Below are 26,653 nucleotides of genomic sequence, written 5' to 3'. Positions count from 1 at the left end.
CTTCAAAGCTTTTAACTTAACTGTTTGGTGGCAAGATGACTGCTAAACTCGATCCGTCATCTCTAGCAACAAGTAAGAAGATAGGAGAATTTTCACCTGATTTTTTTGCTTTTTTCAGGATGTCTTCAAACTCTTTAACTGAAGATACAGGCTGTTTATTTACTTTGAGGATAAGATCTCCTTGCTTTAATCCAGCTTGAGCTGCAGGGCTGCCATTTTGCACACCAGTGATCAAGACACCTTTATCAGATCCTGAAGATTTATTCGAGAGCATTAACCCATAAGCTGAGGCCATGGATCTTTCTTGCTTGGAATCACCTGAATTATCATCAGCATTTGCTTCATTGATGTCTTGTTTATTTGGAAGTTCTGCTACTTTAGCAGTTAAAACAATATTTTTCCCTTCTCTTAAAATACCTAGTTTTACTTCAGAACCAGGTTTTAAGAAGATAATTTGTCTTTGAATTTCAATACTAGACTTCACTGGTTTGCCATTTACACTTTGAATGATGTCATATGGTTTTAAACCAGCTTGGGCTGCAGGACTTTTTGGAACGGCGCGGATAACTAATGCCCCTTCGGTATTTGGATCAACTTTCATGTCTTTCATGGCAGCTGTACCAAAGCGATTGAGGTCATACATTTCAACACCTAAGTAAACTTGTTTAAATTTACCATTATTAATAATCGATTCTGCAACTAAACGAATAGTATTTGAAGGAATTGCAAAACCAATACCCACACTAGTTCCATTTTTTGAATAAATAGCAGTGTTCATCCCAATGACTTGTCCATCTAAGTTAACAAGTGGACCTCCTGAATTTCCAGGATTGATAGCAGCATCTGTTTGGATAAAACTATTTGCCCCAGTAATTCCTAGAGTATCACTTGATCTTTGAACGGCACTGACAACACCCATAGTTAGAGTTTGTGGTAATTCAAAAGGCGCTCCTAACGCTATAGCCCAGTCACCCACTTCCACTTCGTCTGAATTTGCTAAACTAACTTGTTTTAATTCATTTGATGGTTTGAAATCTTCAAGTTTTAGAACAGAAATATCTAAATTTTTGGCTGTTCCAACAACTTTAGCTTTGTATTTTCTATTGTCATAAGTTGTTACTGTAATTTTATCAGCCCCTTCAATTACGTGGTTATTTGTTATAATGTAACCATTTTTTAAATCGACGATAAATCCAGAACCACCATCTGTTTCAACAGATTGTCTTTTATCTTTTTGGCCTTTTGGTCCTTTAAATTGAGGTGGCATAAAAGGAAAAAAGAAGTCATCAGGAAATGGAAATTCATTTTGTTGTACTGTTACTTTTTTTTCAGCAATGATGAACACCAAAGCTGGTCTGCTATCTTTTGCAATACCTGAAAATACCTTTTTAAAAGATTTCAAAAAAGCCGTATCAGGATTTGCAGTCTGAGCAGTAGCTTGTGGTAATGCATATCCATTTGAGGCTTGGGCTGTTAAACTTTTAGTAATATTATTAACAGCTTCTGGTTTAAATACCAGGACTCCTGCGCAAGTGACACCAAATAAGGCTGCAACAGAAACCCCTGCAACAACTAAATTTTTTGCTCTAGCTTTCATAAAACGTGTTACCTTTTTGTCTTCTTGGTTAACTACCGACATTATAACCTCCTAATATTATAACTTTTACTCTGTAAAAATGACGATGAATAAAAGTTCATCCAGATTTATAGCAGAAAAGTATAGGTGAAGTCGATAGGAAAAATAATTGAAATTTTATAAAAAATGTTATATTTTTTAATAAAATTAAATATTTAAAAAACTTTATTACTTCTATAGAAATATATATAAGTCCATAAGCTGAGATGAAGTTGGGGGGAAATAAGTGTGCCCAAAAGGGACAGGTGGAAGAGTTGATTGCTGTTAATGAGTTGCAGTGGATTTTATTTCAATTTCTCTTAAAAAGATTATTTATTGTATTTTAAAAATAATTGACCAATTTAAAAACTTAAATTAATCTAGAAAAATAAAAATAAAAATAAAAATAAAAATAAAATATAAGGATTTATCACAATGAAATATTTAATAATACTGTTTTTTATGTTTCTGTTTTCCTTGCAAAGTATAGCTGCAATTCAATATAAAAAATTAGATTGCTTGACATATAAAAGTTATCGCACAATATATTTACCTAGTTTTGATTTCTATGTAAATTATAGTTCTAAAGAATCAAATACTGTAGATTCTATTAGCATAAATTTAATTGAGATAAATAATAGTAAAGTGACAGAAATTAAAACTTTAAATCAAAATACAATTTTTGCATATTTTGATTTAGATGGTATAAATATATTATATAATAAGGTAAATTATAATGCATTTTTTACTATAACAAGAAATGGTACTAAGCAGCTAATTGCATTTTGTCAAAAAGTTCAGGAAAATTAAAGAATTATTCTAAAGAAATTTTGAATTTGGTTGCATATTGCGAATAAATAAAAAAGCGATAAGAGCAAAAAGGCTTACGATAAAACCTGGAATCAAAGTGTTTTGCGAAAATTTAATAGAAAAATCAAAAATGAGTGGAGCCGGTCCCGCAAAAAATGCAGTGGCAAGATTTAACGAACCTGAAATTCCAGAAAAACGGATATTGGTAGGAAACAGCTCTGCTAATAAAGAAGCAATGCACCCTACAATACAGCCTGAAATAATACCCAGAAAAATACTTGTACTCCACAAAATTGTTCCATTATTAGTGCCTAATAAATAAAAGAGAAATGGTGTTAAAAAGAAAAATAAAATAGTAGCAATTGTCGCCATTGTTTTTCTTGTGGTGTAGTCGCTTAATTTTCCCATAACAACAATGGAAAAACATTGGATAATAACAGAAAGAGTATTCATAAATAAAACTTGTGATTCATTGTAACCATAATATGCATGTAAGTAACTTGGGATATAAAATGCTAATGATGTAACAATTGCGGAAAATGCGGTAATAAAAACTCCAGAAAGCAAATTCATTTTGTAGTTTTTAAATAGTTCCCATACCGGATATTTTAATGTTTTTTTTGCCAAAAATATATTAACAAAAATAGGAGATTCAACTAAATTTTTCCGTAAAATTAATCCAATAACCCCTAATATTCCACCAAATATAAATGGAATTCTCCATCCCCAATCTAATATAGTTTCCCTTGGGAAAAAATGAAAAGTTAAAGTAGATGTTATGGAAGCTAATACAATTCCACCAATCACTCCAAAATAAAGAAGTCCACAAGCAAAACCTCTTTTTTGTTCTGGAACATGTTCAAATACATAAGTTATTGAAGCAGGAAGCTCGCCTCCAACTGCAAAGCCTTGGATAAAACGAAGAGCTACTAGTAAAATAGGCGCAAGTATTCCAATTTGTGAGTAAGTAGGGAGAAAACCGATAAAGAAAGTTGAACAAGCCATAAGAAATATAGTGAAAAGAAAAGATTTTTTTCTGCTATGCGTATCTCCTATGTGACTAAAAATAAAGCCACCAATGGGGCGAGCAATGTAACCTAATGCAAATATACTAAATCCTTGCAATTGATTCACTAAAAGAGATGAAGAGTTAAAAAAAACTTCACCAATAATATGTGCATAAAAACCATAAATGACAAAATCAAAGTATTCTAACATTCCACCAAATGAGGATAAACTTATTACTTTAATTTGTTCTTTCGATAAATATTGATGTTCTGTTGACATAAAAAATACCTGTATAAAATGATTCATAAAAGTATTTTCTTTTTAGCATGAAATATGTCTGAAAAGAAAATTTCACCTAATTTAACTTCCCACCCCAAAAATATCTGGATTATCTTGAATTATTTTTTCCCATTGATCTTTTTCATTATAACGGAAACGTAACGATGTCATACCATAATCAAGACAATTTTCATCTATTGTTAAATCTTGCTTTTTTATTTCTGGGGCATCATGATGTGGACCATCAATAAATATACAGGCTTTGCTATTTGTTATTGTCAAATATAAGAAATCAGGACGCGCATTGATTTCTTGAATAAATACCTGTGATTTTTGAGGAAGATAATAGCCTTTATTTTTCAAAAATGTAAGAAATTCTTTTTCTAAATTACTTTCACAAGTGGGAAGTAATTCATTCAATTGGTCTTCAGAATTTTTTCCTGCAGTAGATAGTTTTTCACTAGTAGAATTAATAACATCTAATAAATAATCTCGCAGCAGAGTTCTATCAAGATATGAATGATCTTTTTGATTAGAGTAATTCATTAAACAGCGATAACAAGCTTTTGCACAATAATCTTTGTGATCTTTGGTATATTCTTCTGCACCCGTTTCAGGATCGTAATGACATAATTTTAAGGCTTTTTTTGCAACTTGCACAATGTATTTATGTTGGGAAGTTATTTTTCTTAATGCGCCTGCACCCCCTTCAGCGGACTCATAAAATAAAATTCCACTTGGATTTAAATGGCTTGGTAAAATTTCAGCCGAAAGCTCTCCATCAGATAGCTGGCATATAATTTGGATAGCGGTTTTAAATGCAGATTGTAAACTTGCCAGAAATTCAATATTTCTATTAGGAAAACGTTCCAGATGTAAGATATTTTTATGATCTTCAACATAAGGGACAATAAGTTCGCGGCGTAAAAAATCTTCATTTCTATTTTCTTCATTACTATCTGATTCAGTAGGTGCTGATTCCCACCGCCCAGTTATAGTATCAATATAAAAACCTCGGCTTTTGACATCACTTTTATTTTTCTTAATCCAACCTTCATTTAACCGCCAAAGTGTTGCAACCGGAGCGTAAGATAAGCTAAATAATATATGATTATTTTTATTTTTGATATTTAATTTTTCTACGCTTTTTTCTCCACTTTTTGTTGTATAACGAAACATGGTTCTTATTTTATAACCATATTTTGTTCTCTCTTCTTCATCAGAAGTAATTCTATCTTTTTTCCAAGTTGAAACATTTTGCATATGGAAACAATCTAAAATAATTTCTAACTCATGTGACAAACAATTTTCACAAACATCATATGTTAATTTATCATCTCTTGTGGACATATAGCCGCAATTTTTACAACAATACACAGCTTTTTTTAATATACTGCCATCTTTATCCCGTTGTGGTAAAATTACTTTATTAATTTGATAACGAGATCCATTGTGATAAATAAACGCTTGTGGTCCAAATTCAGAAATTGCAATAAAACGTGGGCGTGCTAAAAATTCTGGTTTTTCATCATCAAAACGTCTGCGAAAAGAAGTATAAGTATTTCTAACACCGGGAATAAAAGCAGATAAAGGCAACCTTGGAAAGTTATAACCAGGTAAAAAACCTTCGCAAGCAAGGTAACGATAAGGATAAAAATCTCCTGTAAATTTATCTTTTCCATCGCCGCGCAAATATTCTAATTGCATTTCAGCTTCATTGCTTTCACGCTTTGCTCTATCCCGTTGTTCCTTTGAAGCTGAGTGTGATTTTAACAGTTTATGCGCTTCAGTTTGTTGATTATAGGCAGAACGAAACAAAGTTCGCCATCTATTAAAGGCTTCATCAAAATTTTTAGCAGCATTTTTTAAAACATTTTCTAGCCAAAATTCGTTTTTAGTAAACCACTCAGCTTCTTTTATTTCTGGTACTTCAGTTAAAATTCTTTTTGCTTTAGCAAAAGCTTTAGAAAAAAGAGTTTCGTCTTCAGTTAATGATTTAATCTCTGGTTTTAATTGAGTATCAAAGGGTCTCTCATCATTTAAATCTATGACATCAACCATGGCTGAGCCTAATTTTAAGTTTGCACAAGCAAGCCAAATGGCATGGACATGGGAACGAATTAAATCTTCATTACTTAAATCGAGTGGAGGTGGTTTAACACTTCCTGCTACCATTTCTTGCGCATTGCGAAAAAAATATTGATCGTGACTATTTCCTGAAGAACAATAAGTATACACAAGTGCCGCTTGTCCTCCCCGTCCTGCACGTCCACTGCGTTGCGCATAATTAGCAGGAGTGGGTGGGACATTGCGCATATTTACAACATATAAAGAGCTGATATCTACTCCTAATTCCATTGTGGGAGAACAACAAAGTAACTGAATTTCTCCATTACGAAATTTATTTTCCCGTTCTTCCCGTTCGGTGTCCCGAATTTGAGCGGTATGTTCTGCAGCTAAAATTTCAAAGGGCAATTGAATTTCTTCTTTATAGAGATCACGAAAATATTGAAAACTTATTTTGCTAGTTTCATTTAATTGTTCACTCTTTATTTTCCAAACGATATGATTAATTTTTAAAGCAATGGCATTTTTTACCGAAACTCCTTTATTTTCTGAAGTTACTGCAACCCCTGTTGTAATTAATGTTGAAAATAAATAAGCAATAAAATATTCAATTTGTTTTGGTGAATATTCTTTTAATAAATTAGTTTTAATTTTTCTGCCAAAATTTGAGCGAGTTGAGTAAGTTTTTATTTCAACAGGTCTATCAGAAACAGAAAAAGGAACTGCATACTGAATTTTTGAATGGGAAGAGTCATTTGGATCTTCAATATGCCAATATTCTGAAAGGTCTTTTTTAATTTTACTAGCTAATTGAGTAACACCTTCTTTCGTTAAATATTCTTTGCAATCTATGCATAAATTTTTTATAAAATCTTGACATAAGTCCGTTGTGTATTTTTCTAATTGCTCCTTTGAAAGACTATCAATAAACTTTTCTATTTCTTCTTTGGTATTTTGATCTAATTTTTGAATACATTCAGGGTAGTATTTTGTTAAATTTAAAAAAGCCTCGCGTTTTATTTGTAGATAAACATATTGTTCAGCAAAGCAATGTTTTAAATCTGGAATTTCGTAACAAATAACACCTGCCCGTTCTAAATTGGGTAAGGAAAAACGCCAATCATCAGAGGAAAGATCTAAGACACAACGGTATGCAAATAATTCTTTTAGGACACCAGTTGCTTGTTTTACACCGGGAGCATACGGGCTTAAATCTTTATTAATAACATAGTCTCGATAATTTAATTTATTTTTTGTAAAGACAGAAAAAATTTGTTCTTTTAGATCTTCATATTTTAATTCATTAAATGGAGCTTGATTTAAGGCTTGCCATAATGCACGCCGCATTTGAACTGTTTCTATAAAGTCATTAAAATGTCCAACTTGGAGAGATGCATCTTGTCTGTTGTCGGTAAAGCTCATCAGCTTTTTTTCAGGTGTGTCAAGGGAATCAGCTTTTTTTAGTGATTGAATGACGGACAATGCTAGAACACTGGTAGAAGTGCTTCTGCCCTCTGTTCCTAATGTCGCCAAACGTTGAAAGTCTTTTGAACGGGTATTGGTATAATACTCGCCACATTCTAGGCAAAAGCGAAATGGTCTTTTAAAAAAGAATGCTGGAAGCGTATTTCCATTTTGATTTGAAAAAATGTTTCCTTCTAAAGACACAAAACAAAGTTTGGGCAAAAATTCATAATATTTTTTTGCAAATTTGTCTTCATTTTCTTCTGTTTCATCATTGATCCATTCTTCTGGTACTTTATTAAATACTTCTTGTTTTAATACTTCTATAGATTTATTTATTTCACTAGGGATATATAAAAAACCAGTAGTTTTATTTTTTTCATCCTCATCATCAGCAATAGATAGGTCTTCTCTTGGTTCAAAATGAGGATCAGGGTTTTTTAACGATTGAGATAGTTTTGTCACGGAAAAGTAATCTGCTCCACATTTTCGACAAAAGGCAGTGGGTAAAAAAAGTTTGGTATTTTCATTGCTTTCCATATAACGTTTAGGTTCTAACGTAAAATGATTTTTATCTAAAGTAGCATATAAGTTTCCACCTCTACTGATAAATTGGTGTAACTTAAAGGGAAATAATGCCTTATTCCCATCTTTATTTTGTGCGACATTAAATAAACAGTTTTTTAATGCTTGCATACAAACTTCAACGGGCATTTTTACAAGTTCTGTTAATTGATGCACAATACCAAATTCGCCTTCTAGTGGTCTAGGTTTCGCGCGGGATAATATTTTTGAATAAGGATCTTTTATTAATCCAATTGTACTTTCGATCCACGCACAAAGAGGATCATTTTTTAAATCAATTGGGTATGAATCGCTTTCAATGTGCCACTGGTTTATACTTGATTTTAATATTTCCAATTCGGAAGGTAATTCAAACGCATATTCTTTGGTATTTCGGATTAATGTTTCGCCAATTATTGAATCTTCTGAAAACTCTGCACCAAATATTTTTGCGGCACAGTTTGCTACATCTGCTTTTGGATTGGTACTATCTTCTGCTGCAATCGTAGCTGAAGTACCAATACATAATATTTGTTTTGATTGACTGCGTTCTTTTAAACGGCGGATTAATAAAGAAACATCGCTCCCTTGTCTACCACGATAAATATGCAATTCATCAAATACTAAGTAGCGTAAATTTTTACATTTATCTAATAATCGTTGATCGTCACTGCGAGTAAGCATCAGTTCGAGCATGACGTAATTTGTCAATAAAATATCTGGTACATTAGCTTTAATTTTATTTCTTTCTTCGTCTTTTTCTTGTCCCGTATATCTTGCTACTCGAATGGGAATTTCTGCTTGTTGATAGCCGTATTCGACATATTTATGCAGTTCTTCGAGTTGGGAATTGGCAAGGGCATTCATGGGATAAACAATAATAGCTTGAATTCCATTTTCATCAGTAGTGTTTTTATTTTCTTTATTTTTTAAAATATCATTCACAATGGGAATAATAAAACTAAGGCTTTTACCCGAACCTGTGCCTGTGGTAACAACATAATGTTTGCGTTTTTGTGCAAGTAACAAGGCTTCTACTTGGTGAGTATACAATTCAAGTTCTTTTGTAGCAGAAAGATCTAACTTGTTTTTTTCTTTGTCACGGCGAAATATTTTTTTGCATTCAGGATGCAAAACACCTTTTTCTACTAAGGCACTGATGTTACTTTCTAGTTTAAAGGCTGGGTTTAATTGTACCAATGGAGAGGGCCAAAATGCCCCCTTTTCTAATTCTGTTTCCACATATTGTTGCATTAGTTTATTTTTGATACCAAAAAAACTCATTACAAGTTTTTTGTAGTCGGAAATAAGATTGTCACGTAAATTAAATATGTGGAATTTATTGTTCATTATAAAAGCTCCATGCTATCTAAACTAAAAATATCCTCTAATTCTTCTGCATTAATTTCGATTGGAATAAAATTTTTCTTGTGGAAATGTTCTTTTAATTCCGCCCAAAATTCTTTATTTTTTATGCAAGTTAATAAAGGAGATCCTTCTCCTTCACACAATGCAATAAAATGTTCTTGCGCCCGACTGACTGCCACATACATTTGGCAGCGAACTTCTGGAGTGTCATTCCATGGTTTTGCCCCAGCATCGGCGATAATGACCGAGTCAAACTCTAACCCTTTTATTTGATGAATGTTACTAATACTTACTCCTGCTTGAAATCTAAATTCATGCTCATCATTCCCTTGCAAAACTTTTCGCACTGAAATTTTTTTAGAACGTAGCAGTTCATTTAATTTATGATGAAACTCTTCAATTTTATCTTTCTTTTTTAAGACCACACAGATATGCGCACTAGGAACTTGTTCCATTCTTTCCAGTACAAATTTATATATGTGTTGAATAATTTGGTCGTTACTTAGATTTTCAATAAGTTGGGGATAAGCACCTTCTCTGCCCGTAAATGATTTTTCATTTTTTGCAATACTATCTGCTAGCCACATAATGGGAAGAGTTGAACGGTGGCCAACCTCTAATTTTGTTACTTTGGCACTGCTCATACCAAGTAAGCTAGCCAAAGCTTCCCAACCCATGAATTCTTTTTCAGGAGCTATTTTTTGATTGACGTCGCCAACTATCGTAACACCCGTGCGGGAATTAACTGAATCAAGCATGACAAGCAGTTGCATGGCTCCAAAGTCTTGTGCTTCATCGATTACCAAATGATCAAATTTAAAACATTCTTCACCATTGGCACCATAGGGAAGACCACCGCGTTTTAATTGAATTAACCGTAAGAGAAGGGCGAAGTCATCAAATTCAATATATTTCCCTACTTTTGCACTGTCTGCCTTTTTATGAGTTTGAACAATTTTTTGCCTTAAGGTGACAAACTCAGCATCGTTGTCAGTAAGGGTGGGAATAAATTTTTTTAAATTTTCTTTGCTACTCAATAAATTTAATAATTCTTCTTTATATAAAATAGCTTTTTCATACAGAGTTTGAACTACTTTTAAAATTTCAATTTGTTTATTTTTCTTTAACTCGTTTGTTTCCGTTTCTATTTTATTTTTTAATTTTTGTTTTAAATAAATAAACTCTTGCACATAGGCAAGGCTTTCTTTATTGCAAGTAGCTAAAATATGATCATCATCATACTTTGCAGTTACTTTTTCTAAAAAATTCCAAGCATTTTGTGCTTGTTTGCGGACAAATTCTTCCATATAAGTGGATAAACCAATATGCGATTTCACTAACTTTAAAGCATCGCTTTCAAAAATTTGATATTCCTTAAACAAATAAAACCTATCTGTTTTATCTATGACTTCAATTTGTCCTTTGTATACTTTTTCGAGCGCTGTTTTTGCCCAAGCGTGAAAGGTATTTAGCTCAACTTGTCCCTCTAAATTTAATGCTTGAATACTTAAGTTTACAAAATTTTTCAATGACCGATTGAACATGACAATCAGGACACGATTATTTTGTAAGCGTTTTGTATGATTGTCAGGGTCTTCCCATAACAACCAAGAAACACGGTGCAAGGCAACAGAAGTTTTTCCTGATCCCGCTTTTCCTTGAATAATGATGGCTTCATTATTTTTTTGCGAAATAAGATCGTATTGCTCTTTTGTTAATAAAGAAATCAATTCACCTAAGCCATGCTCACTAGCCTTCATTTTTTGTTTTTGCAGTATAGCTTGTTGCTTTTGTTCTTTTTCAGTACCCACATTTTGTTGCACACTATTTAACGAAACAAAAGATCCATTTTCAAGACGAATGATATTATCGTTACCTTGTATGCCGCGCCAAGTGAGTTCAATTAAATTTCCATTGTATCCTTTTGCATTGGCACTAGCTGAAATAGCCCCTTGAATTTCATGATATGGAGCTTCTAATTCAAAGTGATCACCAATTTCTAACGAGTAAAATGAGACTCCAATGGGGTGCCGCCAATCGATAATTCTTTCGGCTTTGTTTGCCTGCGCCCCAATTCGAAATTCATAGGGTTGTTTTTTTTTGGGATCAGTTATTGCAATATAACCGCCCCATGGCGTATCCAGTGCCAGCTTAGGTGCCAACTCATGAAACTCTGAATCAATTTTTTCTGCAATTTTTATCACATCTTTTTCTTCACACAGGCTCATACTAACAATTCCTCACTTTTTCCTTTTTTAATTGGAGTTTTTTTCATATTATTTTTTAAGTTATTTCTAATTTCTGGCTGCTTGTCAATTTCAAAGTAACTAAATGATTTTGGAATTGGTTTTCCTAGTGAGAGAAGTTCTTCTTCTTCCTGTTTGCGAACATTATTTAATTCAGCTAATTTGGTTAAAATAATATCTTGCGCTGCAGGTGATGGGCAATAGCGAAATTGCCCTTTGTCTAAATATTTACCCGCATCTTTTCCTTCATAAAATGCCATTTCTAAATTTATTTCCCAACCATAGGCAGTGCAAACTGCTTCATTAATTTCTTTGTGCAAAGCCCGAAGTTGCAAAATATCGTCAAATGGCGCAGCTTGTTTTTGATAGATTGGTACTTTATGCAAGTCTGGATAGTGAAATAAATTATACACGTTCGTTAAACCAATTTGTCTGGTTTTACATATTGATTTACGGAGTGCTAAATACTGTTCCCCTAATGTTTGTAACTTTATATTTTGTTCCCTTGTGGGACGAGGAAAGGGGAACGTGTCGAAGCAGTCGGAGGGGGTGTATCTTCTACGCTTTTCCAGAGAACTACAGTTGTTATCTAGCCAAATTTCGTGAAAATGACTCTGAAGAATTGAGTAAATAGTTTTGTTTTCAGTTGGAATTACTCCTATGGCATGTGAAAAAATATTTCTCGTTGGTAGGAAAGTTGGTGCCCAATGAGCAGAGACAAATGTTAAAACTATTGTTTCTTTAATTTTGGCTAGTTTTGCTGATAAAGTTGGTCTAACTTCAGCAAATTGCCACCATATTTTTTGTAATCTCTCTCGATTCACTTTTTCTCTTTCTGGCTTAATTAATTTTTCTATTCTATGTAAAGCTGATGGGAAATCAGTTGCTACAGGTTCTTTATATGATGGGTGAGTTACACCTTTCTGTCGCATTTTTTTTATTAATTTTTCTTCATTTGGTTCTTTAATTAAAAACTTTTGCCACTCTTGTTTAGAGGCACGACGTAGAGGCCAATCAAAAAAATTAATTACATACCGGCTAGCCTGTTGTTCTGGATGGGTATTTAAATCATCGCCATTAATGTAAGGAAAAATGATTTCTTCTGGGTTACATTCTTCTTGTGATAAATGATGCAACATTTTTGGGTAATCTGTTTGAGGATCTAAGGTGAAATCATTTCCTAGTATAACAACTCCTTGGAAAGATTGTTTGTTATTTTCAGTCAAGTTGAATTTTATAAATACTTGCTTTTCACTTAATTCTGCATTGATTAAATTAACTTTATCGCCATTTAAATATTTTTCTTTTTGAAATTTTCCATTTTGAATATGGACACAACTTACTTGTATGTTGGCCACTCCTTCCCAAGGAATACTATCAAAGGCGTTTGCAATTTCACCGTTGTAATCATTAATAATTGGTTGTAATGAAGCTTCTTTGCTATCACCTTGAGATATTGTATTAGTCGCAATAAAACCTAAATGCCCATTTTGTTTTAAACATAAAAAGTATTTATAAAAAAAATAGGCGCATAAATCAGTTGCTGAATCAGAAAATCTATTTATATTTTTTAAATATAGCAAAAATTTATTACCTAAATTTGAACTAATTGTTTTACCCCCCAAAAACGGCGGGTTGCCGATAATGCAATGAAAACCACCGGCACTAAATATTTCAGGCCATTCTAATTCTAAGTGAAAAAAGTGATATAAATTGGCCAAACGTTGGGTTTCGGCTTTTACTTTCGCTGGTACTTTTTCTGGATTTTTAAAATATTTATGCCCAATACTTTCTACCCCGTTTTTTTCATAGCGCCAAAAAAAGGCAGCACACCACAAATCTGCTTGTAACTTTTGTGTTTGGTACTTTACTTCATTTTGGAGTTTTAAATATTTTTGTTCAAATTCTTTCCGTTGGCTCAGGGTTTCAACATCTTGCTCTAATAATTCAGCAAAATTTTCTGCACTCTGTTCCTGAATGGGAGCATCGAATAAAGTAGCAGGTTTATCTTTTTCATCTTTATATTTTTGCAAAGCCTTTTTCACAATCTCTTTATCGTCGGCAGAATAATGCAAGCCTCGGCCTGCGGGATCGGGAAATGCCGGATGGGCACTAAAAGCAGCTAGGGGAATATGATCGCTCCAGCCTTCGTATTCCCACTCTTTCATTTTTATTTTGTTTTCTTGCAAAGCTTTTTTCTTTGCTGTGACTTCGGCATCGTCCAAATCTTTTGCATTACTATTTAGGCGTGTAAGTATAGCGTTATTTTTCTGCGTTAATTCATCTATGTTTTTCTTTGCTAAATCTTTAAATTTTTCCACCATTTTACTCGTTGGAACACCAATTAAGGCATCGCCTACTTTAATATGGGGCTCTAAAAAGCTTAAGGGCTTTCCTGCTTCCATGGATTCCATCCACAAGGCAACCCGACACAGGTCAATGGCCATGGGGTTTACATCTAGACCATAAATATTTTTCCGAATGACTTCCCTTAGGGCGATACGGTAATCTTCCGGTGAAGGCGATTCATCCCCAGTTCTCAGCTTTGCCAATTCCAACGCAATGCGGTGCGCTGCGGCCACTAAAAAATGACCACTTCCACAGGCGGGGTCTAAAACTTTTACTTTCAGTAATTGTTTTATTTTTTCTGCTTTGCTTGTTCCTTTTTCTAAGGCATCTTCAATGGCATTTTTTAAGGCAAAATCTAACACGGTATTTAAAATGTTACTTGGTGTGTAATGTGCGCCTGTGGCTTTGCGTTCATTGCTATTTTCAGTATTGTCTTCAAATAATGTAACAATTTTATTTATTAAATTTACCTTCGGAACAATAGGTAACAAACTTTCATACACACCACCGAGTTCTTCTGCACCTAAGTGCCCCCAATTTACTTTTTGTCTATTTCCATTGGCATCATAGGTGTAACACAAGGAACGTAACGCACTTAAAAAATAAAAGTTACTAACATAGGTAGCATTTAAATTTGCAGTTGCATTTTCTTGAAAGAGAAATCCGCCTAAGCCTGGTAACCCTAATTGTGGCAAACCGTTGTCTTGACCCAGAGCATTATTTACAATTAAAAAACCTTGCCACAGATCGGTATGTTCTCCACCTGTAACACCAGTTAAAGCCATATTTCTTAAGCGTTGAGTTGAATAATATTCTAAATAAAGTTTGCGGGTTTTATCTGAAACTTTATTGCCATGTAGTAAATTACGTTCTTCAGCAACAAAAATAAAAACCAACCGATAAACCCAACGTAACGTCTGGCGATAAAATTCTTGGGTAGAAAGTTCTCCATTTTCTAATTGGGCACGCAATGTTTCCCCTGCAGCAGAATAAGAGCTTAAAAAACCTGTCGCCAAATATTCAATGGCCTTGCTCACACCATCTTTAAGTTTGTCTAAAGCGCGCACACCTCGTTTAATGGCTTCGGTGTGAAAGTATTCCAATTTACATTCGCTTTTTTTGCCAACTTTATAGGGAAGAAACATGTTACTGTGGCAAAGTAAAAATAATTTTTCAAAACTAGCGAGATCGTTTTCTGCAAAAATAACATCGAGATGAAATTCAATATAAGATTGGCGAATTAAACTCGCACTATCCCGCAATAAGCGAATACTAGTGCCATTAAATAACATGCCCCATAAATATTCACTGGTACTGTTTAATAATTCTTGCAAAAATGAATGGGGTGAAACTTTTCGTTGTTGCAAATGTTCATCAAGAGAATTTACTTTTGTAATAATAAGTTTTTTAGTACTTTCAAAATTTTCCCACGGACAAAGAACTTGCACGGGCGCACAATTTTTATGGATAAAGGAAATTTCATAACTATTGTCATTGCTTTGAAAAATAGTTCCCAGTAAATCTGGAGTTTGAAAGCCAAGAATATTAGCTAAAAAAAGTTGATAAAAATCGTTGTAACAAACAAATCTATCATGCTTATAATTATTGTAAGTAATATTTGTTTGTGCATTTAATTCTTTTTCTTTATATTCTTGCGATTGTAAAACAATTTGCCATTCTTTCCAAAGTTCAAGCGAATGATTCCATGCTTGATGTATTTTTTCACTTAAGCTACTCAGTTTTGTAACTTTTGTTTCATTATTTTTATCTGTAACATAGTCTTCATATTTTAATGAAAATTCTTTGCTTTTTGCTGTTAAACTTTCAATAAAATCACGATTAAATAAAGTACCTTCAATTTGGATGGACATTTTTTTGTTTTGCATTACACACCACTTCCAATATTTACAGGGAGAAAGACATACATGCCAAGAATATCTGGTAAACCTACGGCATCAATTTGAATGCGCCGCACTGTGCGTTGGGCGCGAATATTTTTATGAATTTGAATGAGTTCTTGTGTTCTTACATTTTGTTGCCATAATTGCAGTTCATTACAGATCAGTTTTGAAGATTCAAGCAAAGGTTTTAAAAATCGTTCCCTTTCAGCCGTGCTGATGTTTCCTTGTGGAAGTGTATTATTTAAAAAAGTTTCAACTTCTTCACCAAATTTACAAACTTCTGGCGAAAATTGAGTTGGAGAACCTTCAAATAGTAAAGGAATAATTTCTTCAACAAGCGACCTTTCAGAATCTTTTTCTTCGCGCAATAAGTAACGAAGTCTGGCAAGAATTACGGTTGTTCTTTTGCTTACACTACTAGTTCGCATCACTCCTGCGCGTGAAGCGCATTTTAAGGGATGTTTTGTTAGCAGGGGATCAAGTGCGGCTTCTAAAACGGAACGTGCTAAGTCTTCTACTTCTGGAGACGTGCGTAAAATAACTTTGTCACTTTGCTCTTTTAATCCCAGAGCAAAAGCTAATTTGTAACTTTGATTTTCTTTTACTTGTGGGAAAATGCGTTGCGCTAAAGTTTTTTCAGGAATTTCTAAATCATAAATACCTGACTTAAGTTTCTTAAATTGTCCCTTAGTGCGTTCCAAAACATTTATGAAAAAGCGTTCGACATCGGTATCGCTTCCAAGTGCTTGACGCATTAGTTTTAGTTGCGTTTCTACTTGATCTATCTTTACACCTTCATGGCTATAGTAGGTTTGTGATTTTTTTTGTTCTTCAATTTTTTGCGGAATAGTTAATATACTTTGTTTCTTAAAGCGAAAGGCATTTTCAACAAAAAGTTGTTGAGATTGGGAATCATCAAATAACGTTACTTGTGATTGTTCTTTTTTAGTTTTTTTATTTTCTTCAAATTGTAATTCAGAAAAAATATCTGACATTTGAAAACGGACACCAAGGGAACGCTCAATATTTTCTTGTTTCTTTTCATTAATTTCAATAAAAAGTTTTTCTATCGGATGCCCATCAGCATGCATATAGTAACAATAAACTTCTTCAGATTTTTGCAAAAGTCTATCAATTCGTCCTTCACGTTGTTCATGTCTATTTGGGTTCCACGAATAATCGTAATGCACAACAGTATCAAACAATTCTTGCAGGTTTACCCCTTCACTAAGACAATCCGTACACACCAATATTTTTAAACCATTGTGTTCTTTTAATTGATCTAAAATATAGTCCCGTTCTTCTGGTGATACTTTTCCTGTCAGGGTACGAATTTCACAATTTAATTTTTGTTTTATATTTGCATTATTTAACGCTTCATCTTGTGATAATTCATGATATAAATATTGGGCTGTATCAATAAATCGGCAAAATATAACGACATTGCGTTTTGCTTTAAAACAATCAGTTAATAAAACATTTTGAATAAGGGCTTGTAATTTTGCATCAGCTTTTGCGGTATGGGCAATAAAATTTTGGGCGAGTAATTTTTCTTTGCCGGTTAAATTTGTTAACATATCAGTGATTGAATTGTTTAAATTAAACTCGGCTGTTTCAGTATTAGAGTTTTCGTTTACTTCTGTTTTTTTCTTTCTCCCCTTTTTTCCTTTTTCAGGTATAGCAATTTCTTTTTTCTGCTCTTTAAGAAGAGTATCTTTAGGCTTATTATTTTCTTTTATATTCCCTAAATTTAAATAACTTATAATATCATTTTCTTCAGTTTCTCCCCTACTTCCAGGGGTAAATTCATCATACAGTAAATCTTCTTCGCTATCATTATCAGCGTAATCTTCATCATAAGGACTATCTTTTACACCAAAAATATTTTGTTCACCTTGCTTATTTAAATCAGAAATATTTTTTGCAGCTAGTAAACGGGAACGCCGACATAAAGAAGTTAATGCAGCATAAGGACTAGAGCAAAGAGCTAATGCTAAAGTAAAGCATGACCACCAAAGTGTTTGCTTATTAAATTGTTTACTCCCTGGCATTGGTTCATCAATAGAAAAAAATTCTTTTGCTTGTTCCAGTAATTTTTGAGTTAATATTTTATTGCTTTCAACAAACGGATATTTTACCGTGAGTGGAATTCTTTTTGGGAAAATACTACAACCTAAGTAATCTTTAATATCGGCTCTTCGGCGTTGGACAAAATATTTTGCTAATTCTTCGCGTAAAACTCTGTTTTTTTCGCCAGAAAAATCATCTGGTAATTTACTGGCAAAGTCTGCATTTAAGATTGAGATCAAAGAACGAAACGCATGCATTTTCCCACTGTGAGGAGTCGCTGTTAGCAATAAAATATTTTTAGTTGGATTTTTAGAAATTTCTTTCAATAATTTATGTCTTTGCTGCTGTTGTCTGCCTTCTTTTGTTCCAGCATCAGCACATTCGTGAGCTTCATCTACCACTATAAGATCGGGGCATTTGGCTAGAAATTCATTTTTATTTCTTTCAGATTTAATGAAATCAATACTAATAATTGTATAAGGATATTCGTCAAATATTCCTTTTCCAGGGCTACAATTTTTTTCTAAAATATCTGCTTTTCTTGCTGTTACTTCAACTGCATTGATATGAAATTTGTTTTTTAATTCAGAAGCCCACTGCGAAACTAAATGTGCAGGGCAAAGAACAGCGAAATTTTTAATTTCATGTCTGTCTAAAAGTTCACGAACTATTAACATTCCTTCAACAGTTTTACCTACCCCGACGTCATCAGCAATGAGTAAACGGATAGCTTCTGTTTCTTGGCGCAAAGCAAGCATTAAAGGAACAAGTTGATATGGACGGGGCTCTACAGAAATTCTGCTAAAGGAACGAAATGGGCCCACTCCAGAGCGTATCGAAAGTCTTGCTGCATCTCGTAAAATTCGTGCGGATACAGCATCGCTAGCATCTTCTAAACGTGGGAATAAAAATTCTGCTGGTTCAATTTCTTCTAATTCACTCAGTATTCCTGTTGCTAATTTTTCATTGCCACCAGCTAAAGGACGTAATAAATAAAGATCTTTCGTGCTTCCTGGAAGAACTGTCCATTCTCTTCCACGTGCCTTTACTAGTGAACCAGGAGAAAATTCGATTTCCATATTTTTATCCTTCTAGTAGCAAAAAAACATTCTGTTTCGTTAAAGGATATTTACAAATATCAAAGAAAAAATGCAATCATTATAATATTTTAAAAGTATTTTTGTTACGGAAAAGAGTACCAATTTAGTCTTGGATCTAAAAATATTATTTAGAAATATAAATTATTTTTCTAAATAGTCGCTTGCTTAATAAATAAAAATAATTACCAAAAGTAAAAATTGAAGAAAAAAACAAGTAACATATTAAATTTGTGAAAATAATATAAATAAATTTTTGAGGAAAAAATTATTTTATATGAAATAAAAAAATATATTAGTTCTTAATGAGTTATAACACTGTTAATTTAATTAAAGAAAAATTGTTGATTTTTAATATTTTTTAGATATTTATAAATAAACAAATTTTAGATGTATTAAGGTTTGTTAATTCAATTATAATAAGTAGTTAATGAATAAAGTGAAACATCTAGAGCAACTTACTATCTTATTCAAATATTTTGAAATACAGGAATGTTATGCGCACTAAAAATAAAATTCATAAATTTCTCATTTTTATTTTTCAGATTATTGTTCTAAATGCTTGTGAAAATAAATCGGACAAATTATTAAATGAAAATGACAATATTACTTATTTAAATAAAAATTATACTGATGCAAAAGATGTAAATCATTCTTTTATTTCAGAATTTAAAGAATCAATGAAAGATGAAATTAGCGTACCAACAAATTTTGACCCAAGTATAGTTGATAGATTGAAAACACTTGAAGGCAAAACAGCTGAAGAAAAGTATAAAATTTTGGTTGAATTTATAAATGTTTTGCCAAAACCATACTATGACACTCCTTACTATAAAAATTATAAAATTTTATTAGGTTACTTGGATAAAATTTATATTGAGACAGCAAAACCAATTCCAAACACATTGAATTTTATTTGGTTAGGAGGCCCTTTAGGCGATGCTCAGATAGACTATCTTAAAATTTGGGCAAAAGTGAATCCCGACTACCAAATTCAATTGTGGTATGATCCTGATAATTTATTCTCCTATGAAACACAAAAAAGTTTAAAGGAAAATGTAGATATTTCAATCTCGAAATACAAAGGAGAAATGAAGTATGAAGACATTTTTGCTGAAAAAGTAATAGGAAAACAAAATGAATTGTTTGAATATACTGCGAATGAATTAGCAAAGAATAAGAATGCAAAAAAAGACTTAATTCGTGCAGAATTTTTAGATAAAATAATATATAAAAAGCCATTCGAAAAAATTGCAGAAAAGAAATATTATGAAAATTTGAAAAAAATGAATAGTGACATTGAAATTTTAGAAAACAGTTTCACAAATCTTAAATTTAAAAATATTCGCAATGAAATCTCTGATTGGAATATGCTCCAAATTTATGAACATGAATTGGATTTACGTTTTAATTTTGCTGCAGCGTCTGATGTCTTGCGTTTGTTCATTCAAAAGCGAGGTGGTGTTTATGGAGATATGGACTTGCTTCCAACAATGATTCCGATATATGAATTGATAAGCAAAAATAATGTTTTAAAAAATTATTTTGATTTACCATTGGCAAAAGAATTATCATTAAGTCTAGTAACTCATGCGTTTTTTAACGAAATTATTTTGAATAATAAAAACTTAATACCATCATTTCAAGTTACAAAAAACTATGCTTTAATGGATTTAAAAAATAAAATAAATTATATTATCAGACTTACTAAAGCTAATAGTAGTTTTAAAGATGCAATTCAAAATCTTCCAGAAGAAATAGTTTCACTTGCAAAAGATCCAAAATATAGTGAATTGAACAATTTATTTTATAAATTAGATAAATTGTATGTCCGTGAAGGTGAGTTTAAAATAATTGGTGGAAATAATTCATTTATTCTAAATCAACCAGTTAAAACACAAGAACATTGGTTGCAACAACTTATTGATAGAATTGAAAGCAATTATTTGCAAATATTTACAATAGAAAAAAATAATCCAGGTTTAAAATTACCTTATAGAAAAACTGATACAATAAATGAAGGAACTGTTAAATATTTCAGGTATGATGGGTTATTATCAAATATGGATACAACTATTTCAATTTCAGGACCTGTTGTTTATAATAAGATATTAGATAAAGTTGCGAATAATAATCCAGCAGCTACAATTAATTATTTAAATAAAATATTTAATTCTTATACTCCAGAAGCATCTGTCTCCAGTTGGTTTAAAAGAGGAAATAGTACATCAACAAGTAGACAAAGTTTAGTACTCCAATTAGGAAGTGAAGAAAATACTCAAATTGCAGCTAGTAATATTTTTAATAAATTAAAGAAAAATGCAGAAAAGTATATTGTTGAAAATGATAAATTTGAAAAAATTATTTCTGAAAAAGAAAAATTAAAATTAGAAAAATTAAAAGAAATGTCAGAATCCGATGCTGAATATGAAAGAGAGAACGAAATAATTAATGACAGAGAATTAAATAAAGATATTAGAAATAAAATTGAAATTCATTTAGTCGGTCATTCAGAAGAAAATAATAATACTTTACTGATAGGTGGTATATCTGCTGAGGACATGGCAAAAAAAATTAAAAGTAATTTATTTCAAACAACAAATTCGAGACGACTAGACTATATTAGTATAGTAAGTTGCAATCCAGCAAAAAATTCTAATGATACTGTATTGCTAGAAAATTATTCCAAAAGTTTAATAACTTCTCTAAATGAAATGGATATCCCAATTCAAATAGTTAGTGTGAGAACAACAGATGTCAGAGTGGATAAAAATGGCGATAAATTTTACTTACATGATAATAAATATACAGAGCACAGAGAGGGGGATAAACTTTATATTTATCGGAAAAATAAAGAAACATTTTTAACTATTAAAGCTTTGTATTTAAATACTGAAATGGAAATTGAAAAGTTAGAAGAAGTAAAAGACAATTTAAGAAGTGTAACTTTAGAGTTAAATGAAATGATAGAAGATGGAGCTTCTGGACCATTAGGAGAACTCCCTAGTATTTTACGATCAATGCAAAATATTTATAAAGTAAAAGGAGAAGCTAGTAATTTAGCAAACTCAATAAAAGAAATTACTGACTCTATAAGAACTAAAAATAAATTCAATACAAATTATGCACCATTATTTTCTACAATCAGTGAAGAAGATAATTCTATTTCTTTTATTCATACTAAAACAGGTGAAGTAATAAGAAATGTCGAGCTTACTAATGAAGAAACTTCTAAATTTAGTTCTATTTGGAATAAATTAAATAGTGAAATGAAACAACTTAAAACAGTCCAAATGACAACTGATAAAAATGGGGTGATTAAAAATTTAGGTGAAGGTGATGGGCTTGGCATTACGCCATTAATACTAGCACAGACATTGTATGGAATGTTTAAAACGAATAATTCTAATAAAGATGAAACAAATGTTTATGATCCTGCATTAGGAAAACTTATTAAAGCACAAAATTATTTACTCTATTCACAAATTGGGATTGATATTTATCAAAAAGCAAGACAAACAGAATACATGATTTATGCTCTTCTTAAGACAAATGCTATAACTGATGATGAAAGTATTATCCCAGGAGTTAGTCAGGTTGTAAATAAGTTAACTGCTGCAAGATATCTAACACCCGGATTTTCACTAGCCGCAGCAGCTCTTGATGCATTTGAATTTTCTTATGCAGTAGGGTCACAAAAAGGAATTTTTGCTACTCAATTTTCGTTTGATATTATTAATGCTTCTATGTCATTAGGCAGTCTTGCTTTAGGTGAAGGTGTCGCTTCATCGGTTCTGGGATATTTGGGAACTCCATTTGCAGGTCTAGCAATAGGTTTTACTGGATTTGCAGGTGCTGCAATTGAAGCCCAAGAAGAATCTATTCAAATTGGAAAATTTTTTAATGAATATTTAAATGATCATAGCCGGTATGGAAAAATGGCAGACTGTTCTGCAAATGTAAAAATAATTTCCTTAGCGCACAGTGGTTATTTTAAAGGCAATGATAATAATTGTTCTGGTAATTTAAGTTCTGCTGTAATTAAAAAAATTGATTTTACAACAAGTAATGAATTAAAAGTAACATATGGCTCACATTACGTGTATAAAACAAAAAACTGGCATAAAGGTATTTTTAATAGCTACTTTTCAAATTTTCAAGGGAGTGATAAGTTTCCTGTAGCTGATTCAACAAATAAATTTAATCTTCGTGATGCTTTAGGATTGCAAACAACAACAAATATTTCAATAGATGAAGATACGGCAGTTGTACTTCCATTTTTAATGGAAAAGAGCATATCATATGGATATTCATATACACCAGGTATAATGACAAGAAGTAACTCAGAATTAGATGCTGTTAATAAATTGTCGAAAGATAGGAATGCACAATTTGTTTTCCGTTATTTTGTTGATTTATTCGAATATGCCATTCGAAATCTGCATTTTGAAACTAATTCTACAGATATAAAGATTGTTTTAGATAATAAAGATAGAACACTATTGACTCCTATAATTCCAGATGAATATAGTAATAAAATTAAATATAATATTTATGGTGAAAATGGAAATTATACAATTGAAGTTGGGAAAAATGCAACGTATAATTTGTTTCCAAAAGAAAATGATGCTTGGATAATTGATGCAAAATCTTTAAAATTTCCAATTAAATATGTCAGAAACAATGCATTTAGGGTAGGTGATAGTACTTATATTTATATTTCAGGTCGTACTAGAAAAAATTTAACAATTAAAGAATATAACAAAACTTATCAAATTAATCCTAATACAGGAAAAATTACGAATATAATTGAAACAGAAGTAAACAGTTCTGATCAAGAAAAATTTATCAAAGAGTTAAAAAACCTTGCAGCAACTTTTCCTGAACATGATGGTATCATTAAGGTAAATCATTTCAAAAGAAATGCTGTTGATAAATCTGCTTGGTATGATATTGGCAAAAATGAAATTTATTCGCCTTCCATAAAAAGTGAAAAATATTTTAATTTTAATAAAATGAATTTTCTTGGAAAAAAAGATAATTTAATTTATTATTATGATAGTTTAAGTGGAATTGTTTTTCAACAAAATTTACTTATGACGAGTAATGAAAATACAATACCACTGATTCAAGTTTCTAAAAACTCAGATCCTTATTTTGATAAGCAGCATAATACTCTTATTTATAAAAATTCAGAATCTTCCATTCCTGGAATTAATGGCGATTGGGAATTTAGTATTGCTAGAATTGGGAATACACGGCATCTTTTAAAAATAGATATAAAAGAAAACAGCAAATCAAGATATCGGCCAAGACTAATAGAATCTTTGCTGAAAGTACAAAGATCGTTTCATATTAGTCAACCTGTAAAAATCACTGATAAGAAAAATGGAATTTTGGCTTGGTTTATAAAATTTAGGAATGACAACTCAAATGGAAAATTAATTACTCTTTCATCGGAAGAGCAAAAAGAAATATTTTCTGCTGAATATGCAGGTTATACGAAAAAGAAGGATGGTAAGTTTATTTACTACTTTACAAGCAGAGATCCTAGTACCTTAAAGCTTTCATTATTCCAACGCGAAGAACATGCAGTAAAAGCAAAAAAATTAAATTTGACTGAAGTATTTAATGGAAATCAATTTATTATTTCTGTTTCGATAGTGAACAATAAACCAGTCATTTTGACTTCAAATTCTTATTTATATTCTCCTAATTTAGATGGTGATTTTATGCTTACTGGAATTAATTTTTCTCTTGCGAAAGATAAATCTGATAATCTAAGTAGTGTAATTAAAAATATTTTAAATTCTCATCTCAAACATTTTGAAGTAATTACATTGACTGATTCTTTTGGTTCGCTAGCTTGGTATGACTTTAAGAAAGATGTTTTACTTCTTTTTGATCCAATGAAAAAATTTATTGGCACTGATAATTTTGATAAATACTATTTTTTAGATGAATATTTAAATAAACTATATTTCAGAAAATTAGTGAAAGGAAATTTAAAGAATTATTCTTTAGAATATCAAAAGAATAAATTAAAAATAAATTTAAAAAATAATGAAGATGAATTGCAACTGCAAACAAATGCGCTTGCCTCTATCAATTTAAATTTTGATAGATATGAAAAGAATGATACTGATGCAAGTATATTTAATAGTAATGAAGTTTTAGAGCAATCTTTTAATAATTTTGAGAAGCGTGAAAGAGAAAAAGCATTAGAATCATACAATGATATTTTGAGTGAAGTAGCTTACAAAATAGATCAAGATAAATTAGATGCGCAAGTTCCTGCAGGTGGAACAAAAAGAAGAAGTATTATTTTTGTCAATGATGGATGGTATAACTCTTCAATTGAAATTGTATTGAAAGATAGAAATGGTTCAACGCAAAATTTTCATAGCTGGTGGGGACAAAAGAGTAATTTTACTGTAACGCCATTAGTACCAATTTCAACGCAAAAAATAACAATAAGTATAAAGTCTTATTTATTTGGTTGGAGTAAGCCATTTTTTGAAAGAGATTTTACTCTTGCAGAATTGCCATTGTGTATAAACTCAATGGGTACTTTATTTAACAGAAGCGCAATAGTAAAAAATTGTAATGAAAAATATTAGTCAAATTTAATAATATTTTTCCCAATAGGACTTTTCGCTTCCGTTTCTTGATAAGCTTTAATGGTATCTGAAAATGGATATATTTTATTTATTTTAATTTTTAAATTTTTGTTCATTAATTCTGTTAATAAAATTAACTTTTCCTGAGAGTATTTGGTCATTAACAATTTAATTTTCTTTCCAGATATTAAATTGTTAAAAATTGAAAATATAATACTTCCTAAGTCAGGCGAAGGATTTATAAAAACTGATTTATCTTGCATTATTTTTTTCGCTTGGGCAAAAGGCATTCTCCCCGATAGTTCAAGAATAATATCAAACTTTTCATTGTTAGCAAGAAGATCTGTTTTTCGATAATCGATAACATTTGGACAACCAAATTCTTTTGCAACTAGAATACCTTCACCAGATGCTGTTCCTGTTACTTTCAGTTGCATATTTTTTGCTATCTGTAGGGCAAATAAACCTATGCCACCAGAGCAACCATTGATTAAAATGCTTTGCCCTGCCTTTGCTTGTGCCAATTCAGAAATTGCTTGATAGGCTGCGGTGCAGGCTATGACAATTCCCGCTGCTTCTTCAAAAGATCTAGAATTAGGTATTATAGCAATTGAAGATCTCGGTACACAAATAAATTCGCGCATTGTACCTTGTTTCATAGTATTAGGTATGAAACCAAAAACTCTTTTGCCTATTAAATTTTCATTAATATCAGTGCCTAATTTTTCAACTATTCCCGCAACCTCGCAACCTGAATATTTTGGGAACTTATTTCCAGTCATGATTTTTAAATCACCATTTCTTATTTTCCAATCTAAAGGATTAATTCCAGCAGCTTTTACTTTTACTAAAACTTCATTTTTTGCTGGAGAAGGGATGTTTTCTTCAACTATTTTTAAAACCGATGAAGTGCCATAACTTTCAAATAATAAGCTTTTCATAAAACTATATCCTTGAATTTTGGAGTTAACAAAAGTAACTACAGGAAAATAGTGGATTATTTTTAGTTATGCAAGAGCGTTTCGTATTAAAGAATATTTTGCGTAATGATATTATTTGATAAGCAAAATTCTTTATTTAAAGTAGTAATAAAAATATTTTTAATTGTTAATTAATAACTAGTAAATCCGTCAAAAGTATTTTATTTTCATGAGCAATTTTTTTTGATAAAATTTAAAAGGTGAATTTTAATTTT

At 31.4% G+C, this 26,653-nt stretch carries 9 protein-coding genes; 2 read left to right on the top strand and 7 right to left on the bottom strand.

All coding sequences use genetic code 11. The features are described 5' to 3' along the window. Positions 1–16: 16 nt before the first annotated feature. Positions 17–1,639 carry a Do family serine endopeptidase gene (locus GOY08_RS12610; RefSeq protein WP_158999277.1) on the bottom strand — a complete coding sequence of 541 codons (1,623 nt, stop codon included), beginning with the start codon at positions 1,637–1,639 and terminating at the stop codon, positions 17–19. A 411-nt stretch (positions 1,640–2,050) separates the two neighbouring features. Between GOY08_RS12610 and GOY08_RS12605 the strand changes: the two genes are divergently transcribed. Further along, on the top strand, positions 2,051–2,425 hold the full coding sequence (locus tag GOY08_RS12605) for a hypothetical protein (RefSeq protein WP_158999276.1): 375 nt from the start codon (positions 2,051–2,053) through the stop codon (positions 2,423–2,425). 9 nt (positions 2,426–2,434) lie between these two features. Here the strand turns inward: GOY08_RS12605 and GOY08_RS12600 are convergent, their stop codons facing one another. The 5 genes from GOY08_RS12600 to GOY08_RS12580 all read right to left on the bottom strand — a co-directional run bounded on the left by GOY08_RS12600 (position 2,435) and on the right by GOY08_RS12580 (position 18,820). Beyond that, complete coding sequence (locus GOY08_RS12600) at positions 2,435–3,712, bottom strand: MFS transporter (RefSeq protein ID WP_158999275.1); 1,278 nt, start codon at positions 3,710–3,712, stop codon at positions 2,435–2,437. Positions 3,713–3,793: 81 nt separating this feature from the next. After that, entirely contained in the window at positions 3,794–9,157 is a 5,364-nt protein-coding gene (locus tag GOY08_RS12595; protein ID WP_158999274.1) for a DEAD/DEAH box helicase, read from the bottom strand. After that, positions 9,157–11,403: a UvrD-helicase domain-containing protein gene (locus tag GOY08_RS12590; protein ID WP_158999273.1), complete on the bottom strand. Its 2,247-nt coding sequence runs from the start codon at positions 11,401–11,403 to the stop codon at positions 9,157–9,159. Before GOY08_RS12590 ends, GOY08_RS12595 begins: the two co-directional genes overlap by 1 nt. After that, positions 11,400–15,656 carry a DNA methyltransferase gene (locus GOY08_RS12585; protein ID WP_158999272.1) on the bottom strand — a complete coding sequence of 1,419 codons (4,257 nt, stop codon included), beginning with the start codon at positions 15,654–15,656 and terminating at the stop codon, positions 11,400–11,402. Before GOY08_RS12585 ends, GOY08_RS12590 begins: the two co-directional genes overlap by 4 nt. After that, the gene (locus GOY08_RS12580) at positions 15,656–18,820 is read right to left on the bottom strand and encodes a helicase-related protein (protein WP_158999271.1); all 3,165 of its coding nucleotides are present in this window, start codon (positions 18,818–18,820) and stop codon (positions 15,656–15,658) included. The genes GOY08_RS12585 and GOY08_RS12580 overlap by 1 nt, the downstream gene beginning before the upstream one ends. A 515-nt stretch (positions 18,821–19,335) precedes the next feature. Between GOY08_RS12580 and GOY08_RS12575 the strand changes: the two genes are divergently transcribed. Further along, complete coding sequence (locus tag GOY08_RS12575) at positions 19,336–25,458, top strand: TcdA/TcdB pore-forming domain-containing protein (RefSeq protein ID WP_158999270.1); 6,123 nt, start codon at positions 19,336–19,338, stop codon at positions 25,456–25,458. Here the strand turns inward: GOY08_RS12575 and GOY08_RS12570 are convergent. Then, entirely contained in the window at positions 25,455–26,399 is a 945-nt protein-coding gene (locus GOY08_RS12570) for an NAD(P)-dependent alcohol dehydrogenase (RefSeq protein WP_158999269.1), read from the bottom strand. The genes GOY08_RS12575 and GOY08_RS12570 overlap by 4 nt on opposite strands. Positions 26,400–26,653: the final 254 nt, after the last annotated feature.

Origin of the sequence: Pigmentibacter ruber, from assembly GCF_009792895.1 — a bacterium.
Lineage (GTDB): Bacteria > Bdellovibrionota_B > Oligoflexia > Silvanigrellales > Silvanigrellaceae > Silvanigrella > Silvanigrella rubra.
The sequence above is the reverse complement of the archived record's forward strand: the minus strand, read 5'-3'. Positions and strand labels throughout refer to the sequence as shown.